A 9,073-nucleotide genomic window follows, 5' to 3' on the forward strand; every position below is an offset into this window, starting at 1 on the left:
CCGGAGCGGTGACCTTGCGGGTGGCCCGGCGCCGCACACGAGGCGCAGCAGCGGCGACGGGAACGGGCTCCGGGGCCGCCTCGGCGACGGGCTCCGCCACTGGCTCCGGGGCCGGTTCCGGGGTGCTGGCCGCGACCACGATCTCGGCCGGCGCCTCGGGCGCGGGCTCCGGCGAGCTCACCGGGGCGGTCGCACGGCGCGACACACGACGCCTGCTGCGCCGGGACGCGGCCGCCTCGGCCTCGGCCGGGCTGCCGAACCACTCCTCGTCGCCGCCGAGGGCGGGCACGAGGTCCGCTTCGGCGACCGCGACCGGCTCCAGCTCGGTCACCTCGTCGGCCTCGGCGTCCGCCTCCTCGATCTCGGCGGCCTCAACGGCCTCTGCCGACAGCGGCTCATCGGCCTCGGCAGCGCCACGACGCCGCTTCCGCTTGCCGCCACCACCGGTGGTCGTCGCCTGGTCCATGTGCACGATGACGCCGCGCCCGTTGCAGTGCACGCACGTCTCGGAGAAGGACTCGAGCAGCCCCTGCCCGACCCGCTTGCGCGTCATCTGGACCAGGCCCAGCGAGGTGACCTCGGCCACCTGGTGCTTCGTACGGTCGCGGCCCAGGCACTCCAGCAGGCGCCGCATGACCAGGTCGCGGTTGGACTCCAGGACCATGTCGATGAAGTCGATGACGACGATGCCGCCCAGGTCGCGCAGCCGCAGCTGGCGCACGATCTCCTCGGCCGCCTCCAGGTTGTTCCTGGTGACGGTCTCCTCGAGGTTGCCGCCCTGGCCGGTGAACTTGCCGGTGTTGACGTCGACGACGACCATCGCCTCGGTCTTGTCGATCACCAGCGAGCCGCCGCTGGGCAGCCAGACCTTCCGGTCCAGCGCCTTGAGCAGCTGCTCGTCGATCCGGTACGTCGCAAAGACGTCGACCTCCGACGTCCACCTCTGCAGGCGGTTCGTCAGGTCGGGCGCGACGTGCGAGACGTATCCGTGGATGGTCTCCCAGGCCGTGTCACCGCTGACGATGACCTTGCTGAAGTCCTCGTTGAAGATGTCGCGGACGACCCGGACCGTCATGTCCGGCTCGCCGTACAGCAGCGCCGGGGCGTTGCCGGTCTTCGTCTTCTTCTGGATGTCCTCCCACTGCGCCTGCAGCCGTTCGACATCGCGCGCCAGCTCGTCCTCGCTCGCGCCCTCGGCGGCGGTGCGCACGATGACGCCCGCGTCCTCGGGGACGATCTTCTTGAGGATGGTCTTGAGGCGGGCCCGCTCGGTGTCGGGGAGCTTGCGGCTGATGCCGGTCATCGAGCCCTCGGGCACGTAGACCAGGTAGCGGCCGGGCAGCGAGACCTGGCTGGTGAGGCGGGCGCCCTTGTGGCCGATCGGGTCCTTGGTGACCTGCACCAGGACCGACTGGCCGGACTTGAGGGCGGACTCGATGCGGCGCGGACCGTGGCCCATGCCGAGCGCCTCGAAGTTGACCTCACCGGCGTACAGGACGGCGTTGCGGCCCTTGCCGATGTCGACGAAGGCGGCCTCCATGGACGGCAGCACGTTCTGGACCTTGCCCAGGTAGACGTTGCCGACGTAAGAGGTGGCCTGCTCCTTGTTGACGTAGTGCTCGACGAGGACGTCGTCCTCCAGCACGCCGATCTGCGTACGGTCGCCGGTCTCCCGGACCACCATCACGCGCTCGACCGCCTCACGGCGGGCCAGGAACTCGGCCTCGGTGATGATCGGCACCCGGCGACGGCCCTGCTCGCGGCCCTCGCGGCGGCGCTGCTTCTTGGCCTCCATACGGGTCGAGCCCTTGATGGACTGCACCTCGTCGAAACCGGTGCCGCCCTCCAGCCCGGCCCTGGCGGCAGCGGCACGCGGCTCGCGCACCTTGACGACCGTACGCTCCGGGTCGTCGGCGCCCGTGCCGTCCTCGGCGGCGGAGTCCCCGCCGCGACGGCGACGACGCCGGCGGCGACGGCTGCTCACGCTGCCGTGCTCATCGGCATCCTCGGCGCCCTCGTGGTCGTGGTCGCCCTCGGCCTCGGCTGCTTCCTCGTCGTCCTCGGACTCCTCGTCCTCGGCGGCGGAGCCCTCCTCGCCCTCCGGGGCCTCGCCACGGCGACGGCGGCGGCCACCACGGCGACGGCGGCGGGACGGACGCTCGTCGCCCTCGTCCTCATGCTCGTCGTGCGCCTGCTCGGCTTCGGCGGCTTCCTCGGCGGCCTCGTCGGTCGCCTCCTCCACGGCCTCGGCCGCGGGTGCCGGGGCGCCACGACGACGGCGACGGCGGCGCGAGCCGGTCCCGTACTCCTCGTCGTCGTGCTCCTCGCGTACCTCACGTACGTCGCGTGCCTCGGGCTCCTCGCGCTCCTCCGCCTCGGCGGCGGGAGCGGCGGCCGGCACCGCAGGGGCCTCCGGCGCCTGGAACACCGGCGGCTGGAAAACCGCCACCGGCGGCCGTACGACCCGACGGCGGCCACGGGCGGGGGCCGGAGCCTCCTCCTCGGGCTGCGGCTGGGGCTGGGGCTCGGGCTGTTCGGCAGTGGCGACCTCGACGTTCACCGACGTCGCCGGTACGCCGAAGGCCTCGGCGACGGCCTCCACAGCCTTCGCGCGTGCCTCCTCCACCGTCTCGCCGTAGCCGCGGATCCCGAACGCGTTCTCCACCTCGACGGCCCAGCCGTTGCCGTCCCGTACGGCCTTCGCCGGGTATGTGACGGGCTCGACGGACGCGGCGGCGCGCTTACGGGTGCGCCTGGCGCGAACCGGGGCCTCTTCCGCGGCCGCCTCGGCGGAAGCGGGAGCGGTTGCAGGGGCGGCAGCGGCGGCCGGGGCCGGGGCTTCTTCCTGGTCGTTGTCCTTGGGCGCCAGCGCGCCCGGCTTCAGCCGCCGGGAGCCGTCGTCCTCCGCCAGGAAGGACGCCGCCGGGGCGGCCGCACGCTTGCGGCTGCGCTTCGCGGGGGCGGGCCGCTTCTCGGGCTCGGGCTCCTGCAGCGCCTTCGCCGGAGCGTCGGCGGCGGCAACCGACTCGGCCTCCACGGGCTCGGGCGCGGCCGTCTTGCGGGTGGCACGGCGCCGCTTCGGCGCGGCGGGTGCCTCAGCGGCTTCAGCCGTCTCGGCGGACTCCTCCGGCGCTGCGGCCGGAGCCGCGGCCTTCCTGGTCGCACGGCGGCGCTTCGGCGGTTCCACGGGCCCCGCAGCGGGAGCCTCCACGGGCTCCGGGACGGCCGGTATGGCCGGAGCGGCGGCGCTGCTCCCGTCGGGCGCTGCCACCTCAGCGGTCGCGGCCGGTGGTCCCGCGGGCCGTGAGGCCGCACGGCGACGGCGGCGCGGGGCAGCCGTCTGTTCATTGTCGGTGGCGTCGTTCTGCGGCGCCTCGTTGGGCTCGTTCAGTTCGAGCATGCGGGCATTTCTCCCGTCGTGCTCCCGGGCGCAAGCGCCACACGGGAGCTGTCGTATTGCTCGTCGGCGCCGTCCTGACGGGCCGACGAAAGTCTCGTCAAGTACGTGAGCGCGCTGGTCGCGCGCGTCACACCACGACGACAGTCCTACGCGGAATCCTCCGGCACCGTCGCGGCGTCGCGATCAGGCGCGAGCGGATCGGTCACCGTGCCGGTCTCCTCGTCGAGCGGCCCCTGCGCCAGCCTGGTCACCGCTACGGGGACCGGCGGCGCGAGGTCGGCCGTCACACGGAGGCCGGACAGGACGTCGTCGGGTCGTACGGCAGGTGTCAAATGCCGAACAACCAGCCGCAGTATCGCACAAGCACCTGCCACTGGCCTATCGGCACCCTGTTCGATCGTGTTCCCGGAGGCCGTGACGACCTGCGGATCCACCACTTCGAGCCGTCGCACCGCGCCGCGCGCGTCGAAGACACGCACGCCGTTCTTCGTCATCCGCTCGACCTCGACGGTCTCGGCGGCCAGGAACAGAGCGACCGCCTTCTCCGCCTCCGCGGGCTCCACGCCGTCCAGGCGCAGCTCCCACACCGAAGCCTGCAACCGCTCGGCAAGCCCCGAGGTCCGGGCCTCCACCGCATCGGTCACATCCAGCCCGGCCGGCAGCGACTCGTCCAGCAGCACCCGCAGCTTCTCGGGGTCGCACGCCTTACTGAGCGCGATCTCAAGGAACTCGGCCTCACTGCCCACGCCGGTGGGTGCGGCGTTGGCGTACGACACCTTCGGGTGCGGGGTGAAGCCGGCCGAGTAGGCCATCGGCACCTCCGCGCGACGCAGCGCCCGCTCAAAGGCGCGCTGAAAGTCGCGGTGGCTGGTGAACCGGAGGCGGCCCCGCTTGGTGTAACGCAGTCGAATGCGCTGCACCGTCGGCGCGGGTGGTGGGCCTTCGGGCTGTCGCTTGCCCAGTGTCGTTCAGTCCTTCGTATGTATGTGGGCCCCGCGTGGGGCTGTCTGGCACCTTCCAGGTTACCCGGGGCGGTGCAGGGGTGCGTCCGGGCGCCATGGCCCCGGCCCCCCGGTCAGCGCCCTGTCCGGTCCTTAGGCCCGACCCCGAAGAGCGCCCGCCGCACATCGGCCCGCGCCGACCGCATCGTGTCACGGCCCGCACGCCAGGCCTCGCCCAGCACCCGCTTAACCGGCCACCACAGCTCACGCCGTACGAAGCGCCCCACCGGATGCAGCACGTTCCGCCACGCCCATGCCACCGGGGCGCCCACGAGGACCCAGAAGAGCCACTTGAGGGCCCGCCCGATGGCCCGGCTGACGTACCCGGCGACGCGCCAGGCCCAGGCCAGCGCGGCGGCGACCGCCCGGCCGACCGGCGCCAGCACGTACCGCCACAGCGCCACCACCGGCACCACGACCAGCCACCGGCCGAGCCACGCCAGCCCCACCCCGAGCGCACCCAGCGTCCAGGCGAGGGCCCGGCCCACCGGGGCGAGCACGTACCGGCACAACGCCACCAGCGGCACCACGACGAGCACCCGCCCGAGCCACACCAGCCCCACGCCCAGCATCCGCAGGGCCCAGGCGATCCCCCGCCCCAGCGGCGCCAGCACATACCCGAACAGCGCCAGCACCGGCACCACGACGAGGACCCGCACAAGCCACACGAGCCCCGAGCCCAGCATCCGCAGCGTCCAGGCGATGCCGCGCCCCACCGGCGACAGCACGTATCGCCACAACGCGACCACCGGCAGCACGAAGAGCACCCGCCCGAGCCACACCAGCCCCAGGCCCAGCATCCGCAGGACCCAGCCGATCCCACGCCCCACCGGCGACAGCACGTACCGCCACAGCGTCACCGTCGGCACCACGACCAGCCACCGGACCAGCCACGCCAGCCCACGCCCGAACGGCGCGAGCACGTACCGCTCGAGCGCCCGGCCCACAGCAGCGAGCGCGTCCCACAGCAAGCGCACTGGCAGCACGATCACCAGAGCGATGATCCGCAACGGCAGTCGTATCGCGGCGATCAGGCAGCCGTCACCCTCCGACGCCACCTCACGCTTCCCCCGTTGATGCATGGCCGCACGCTACTTGATCCCGGGCTCGCAGCCGGTGGGCACCCAATAGCGCAGCTTGCCGTCCATCTGGTCGGCGAAGCGGCCGCCGCAGGCCTCAATGACCTTGCGTGAAGCGACGTTTGGAACATCGCAGGTCACCAGGACCGGGTCGAGCCCCAGCCCGTACGCCACCGGCAGCGCCGCGCGCAGCATCGCCGTCGCATGACCGCGCCGACGGGCGGTGGGTCGGACGTCGTAACCGATGTGGCCGATGAAGTCGCCCCACGGCGGGGTGAGTTCGTGCCGGATGGCCAGCCGGCCGAGGTAGGTGTCGCCGTCGACGTACCAAAGGGTGGTGCACAGGGCGATGGGGTCCGGGGTGAGGGTCTGGACCCGCGCGACGAATTCCGCGAAGACAGCCGGGTCCTGCCACCAGTCACCGTATTCGCGGATCGCCAGCCCGATCGACGAGATCTCTCCGGGGGCGCCGCGCCCCTCGGCGCGGAACTCCTCCATGGCGGCGATACAGGAGGCGTGCACGCGGATATCCGGGGCTATGAGCTCGGGCAATACAATCTGCCTCAGTCCAGCGATCCTGGCTCGGCGAGCCAGCGGGTCTCGAGGTCGCTGTGGCGAGCGATGGTCTCGAAGTCATGGTCGTAGTGGAGGAGGGTGAGGCGGTGGTGCATCGCGGTGACGGCGACCAGCAGGTCGGCCATACCGGCAGCTCGGTGCTGCCCCCCAGCCGCCAGCTTTTCGTGGAGTTCGAGAAGCCGCCGCCAGCCGTCATCCGGCACCGGGTACCAGCCGTACAGGTCTCGCAGAGTCTCTTTGGTCTCGGTGTACTCCGCGTGGGACCGAGCAGAGTAGAGAATTTCGAACTCCGTCGGCGCGCAGACTCCGATGCGCCCCTGCTCCAGGATCCCGCCCCACTCCTCGAAAGGCTGGGCGCGGAACAGCCTGGCGGCCGCCGACTTGTCGATCAGGAACCCTCCCTGACTCGCCATCTAGCGCGAGGCCTCCTCTTCGAAACCAGGTTCCAACATCTTGTCGAATGCGCCGCCCTCGGCGAGCCGTCGCATGCGCTCGATCGCGCGCAGCCTCCTGAGGCGCGCCGCTATGTCCTCGAGTGCCGCGTTCACCGTGTCCTTCTTGGTCTTGGTGCCCAGCATCTCGGCAGCAAGCGCCAATGCTTCCTCGTTGAGGTCAATCACCGTTTTGGCCATACGTAATCACCTCCACTCTAAGGATATCCAACGCTGCGACGAGCAGAAACATTTCAGCACGCATCGAGCGTGTGAGCCCCCGGCCCATCCCGGGCCGGGGGCTCACACGCGGCAGCAGCCGGCCTCTTACTTCACCACCGTCAGCGGCAGCAGCTTCTTCCCCGTCGGGCCGATCTAGATGTGTGTGTCCATCTGCGGGCAGAGTGAGATAGACCCATATCCAGTAACATGCAGCTCATGGGTGTGAAGACGAAGCGAGCAACAGCCGCAGACCGAGCCGCATACGACGTCGAGGCCGAGTGGACACCGGCAGACCTGGCACTACTGGAGGAGCTGAAGGCGGCGGAGGCGCTGCTCCCCGAGGACGCTCCCCGAGCCCTGCTCTCGGTGCGGCTGTCCGTATTCACCGACGATACGACGTCCCCCGTCCGGCAGGAGCTCGACCTTCGCCTGTTGGCCAGGGAGAAGGGGTGCCGGGTCATCGGCGTCGCATCGGACCTGAACGTGTCGGCAACGAAGGTTCCGCCGTGGAAGCGCAAGAGCCTCGGGGGGTGGCTGAACGACCGGGCCCCCGAGTTCGACGTCCTCATGTTCTGGAAGCTGGACCGGTTCATCCGCAACCTGTCGGACCTCTCGGTCATGATCCAGTGGGCCGACCGGTACGGGAAGAACCTCGTATCGAAGAGCGACCCGATCGACCTGTCTACGACTATCGGCAAGGTGCTCGTCACGGTCATCGGCGGTATCGCCGAGATCGAGGCAGGCAACACGTCGACCCGCGTCGCCTCTCTGTGGGAGTACGCGAGGACTCAGGACGCCTGGCTCGTCGGCAAGCCTGCGCACGGCTACGTCACGGCGACGGGTGAGGACGGCCGTCCCCGCCTGGCTGTCGACCCCGAGGCGCACAAGGCTCTGCACTGGGCTCGGCGTATGGCTCTGCGGGGTCGGTCCGGTCAGTTCATGGTCAAGTGCCTGAAGCGGTCCGGGCTCATGAGCGAGGGACTGACCGCAACGACCCTGCACCGCCGCCTCCGGAACCCTGCACTCATGGGGTACCGGACTGAGGAGCACAAGGCTGGCGGTGTCCGTCGCTCCCGCTTCGTGCTCGACCGGCAGGGCAAGCCGATACGGGTGGCCGAGCCGATCTTCACCGAGGAGGAGTTCAACACCCTGCAAGCCGCTCTCGATGCTCGCTCGAAGAAGCAGCCGACTCGACAGCCGGGAGGGGTGACGCGCTTCCTCGGGGTCATCGTGTGCGCGGACTGCGGCGGACGGATGCGGGTCAACAGGACCACGCACAAGGGGCGCGCCTACTCCTATATGCGATGCACCGGATGTAAGGGGGGAGGGCACGGCATCCCCGCCCCGGATGCTCTCTACCTCGCACTCTCGGAGCGCATCCTGAAGTCCCTCGGCAGCTACCCGGTACAGGTCCGGGAGTACGCCGAAGCCACCGAGGTGCGAGCCGAGGTCAAGCGCCTGAAGGAGTCGGCGACCTATTACATGAAGGAGCTGGAGCCGGGGGGACGGTACGCCTCTTCGGCATTCGCCAGGGAGCAGGCGACGGCGACGCTCGACAAGCTGCTGAAGGAGCTGGACACGGTCGACCCTGCCACCCTTCAGGACCGATGGGAGAACGTCCACAACGGCGAGACGTGGCGCGAACGCTGGGAAGGCGGAGGGCTCGAAGCTCTGGAGGCGGACGCGGTCCGGGTCGGCATACGGTGCGAGGTCACCCGAGAGAAGGTCAAGGGACAGCGCGCCCCGAACGTGAGCCTGCGAGTCCTCTTCCCGAGGGATGCGCAAGACCGGCTCGTCATCAAGGAGGACCCGTTCGCCGTCGAGCTGTGAGGCGCCGAGCCCGATCACTCTCCGCTCAGCCGGCCGTCGACCCAACGTAATTGGACCCCGTCAGTCATTCACCGGCTGGCGGGGTCTCGTCCTGCTCGGGCTCCTGGCGCAGGACGTACGTCCCCTTGGCTGGCACGACCCCCACCAACCCTCGTTCCTTCAGGTCCCGCACGGCTCGACGGATCGTCCCGAGTGCTGCGCCGTACTCCTCGCAGAGCAGCCGTTCGCCAGGGAGCCGAGCGCCTCCGGCGAGCCTGCCCGTGCGGATCTGCTCGGCGATGTCGTCGGCGATCTCCGCCCATCGGTACTGCGGGAGCTCTGCGGTCATGCAGCCATGCTGCGGCGTCAGACAGGAGTGCGCCCGAGCAGGCCGCGTCATGCCGCAGCAACTGCGTCATATTCGGAGCTGCACAAATGCACAACGACAGGACCCCCGCGGTTGAGTCGGCCTGAAGCGCGGTTCCGGTGTTGCCACCGGTCCGTTTCTTCAGGCCGCTCTCCGAACCCGGCGTACCCGTCTCCGAGTACCGGGCT

Annotated in this window: 8 protein-coding genes; 1 reads left to right on the forward strand and 7 read right to left on the reverse strand. The window is 70.5% G+C overall.

What is annotated here, in order from left to right; genetic code table 11:
• The 6 genes from EFK10_RS08265 to EFK10_RS08290 form a co-directional block, all read right to left on the reverse strand.
• On the reverse strand, positions 1 to 3,400 hold a 3,400-nt coding region (locus EFK10_RS08265; protein WP_164835888.1), incomplete at its 3' end, for an Rne/Rng family ribonuclease.
• Positions 3,401 to 3,546: 146 nt separating this feature from the next.
• Positions 3,547 to 4,320 carry a TIGR03936 family radical SAM-associated protein gene (locus tag EFK10_RS08270; protein WP_127355090.1) on the reverse strand — a complete coding sequence of 258 codons (774 nt, stop codon included), beginning with the start codon at positions 4,318 to 4,320 and terminating at the stop codon, positions 3,547 to 3,549.
• A gap of 155 nt (positions 4,321 to 4,475) precedes the next feature.
• Positions 4,476 to 5,483: a hypothetical protein gene (locus EFK10_RS08275; protein ID WP_127355091.1), complete on the reverse strand. Its 1,008-nt coding sequence runs from the start codon at positions 5,481 to 5,483 to the stop codon at positions 4,476 to 4,478.
• Between the two features lie 9 nt (positions 5,484 to 5,492).
• On the reverse strand, positions 5,493 to 6,032 hold the full coding sequence (locus tag EFK10_RS08280; RefSeq protein WP_127355092.1) for a GNAT family N-acetyltransferase: 540 nt from the start codon (positions 6,030 to 6,032) through the stop codon (positions 5,493 to 5,495).
• 11 nt (positions 6,033 to 6,043) lie between these two features.
• Positions 6,044 to 6,469, reverse strand: coding sequence for a PIN domain nuclease (locus EFK10_RS08285; RefSeq protein WP_127355093.1), 426 nt, complete (start codon positions 6,467 to 6,469; stop codon positions 6,044 to 6,046).
• Positions 6,470 to 6,688 (reverse strand): type II toxin-antitoxin system VapB family antitoxin, encoded by a 219-nt coding sequence (locus tag EFK10_RS08290; RefSeq protein WP_127355094.1) that lies wholly within the window; start codon positions 6,686 to 6,688, stop codon positions 6,470 to 6,472. It lies immediately after the preceding gene.
• 237 nt (positions 6,689 to 6,925) lie between these two features.
• Here EFK10_RS08290 and EFK10_RS08295 point away from each other — a divergent pair, with 237 nt between their 5' ends.
• The gene (locus EFK10_RS08295) at positions 6,926 to 8,539 is read left to right on the forward strand and encodes a recombinase family protein (RefSeq protein ID WP_127355095.1); all 1,614 of its coding nucleotides are present in this window, start codon (positions 6,926 to 6,928) and stop codon (positions 8,537 to 8,539) included.
• Between the two features lie 64 nt (positions 8,540 to 8,603).
• Here the strand turns inward: EFK10_RS08295 and EFK10_RS08300 are convergent, their stop codons facing one another.
• Positions 8,604 to 8,867 carry a GntR family transcriptional regulator gene (locus EFK10_RS08300; protein ID WP_127355096.1) on the reverse strand — a complete coding sequence of 88 codons (264 nt, stop codon included), beginning with the start codon at positions 8,865 to 8,867 and terminating at the stop codon, positions 8,604 to 8,606.
• Positions 8,868 to 9,073 lie beyond the last annotated feature (206 nt).

The organism is Streptomyces soli (genome assembly GCF_003999195.1).
GTDB classification, from domain to species: Bacteria; Actinomycetota; Actinomycetes; order Streptomycetales; family Streptomycetaceae; genus Actinacidiphila; species Actinacidiphila soli.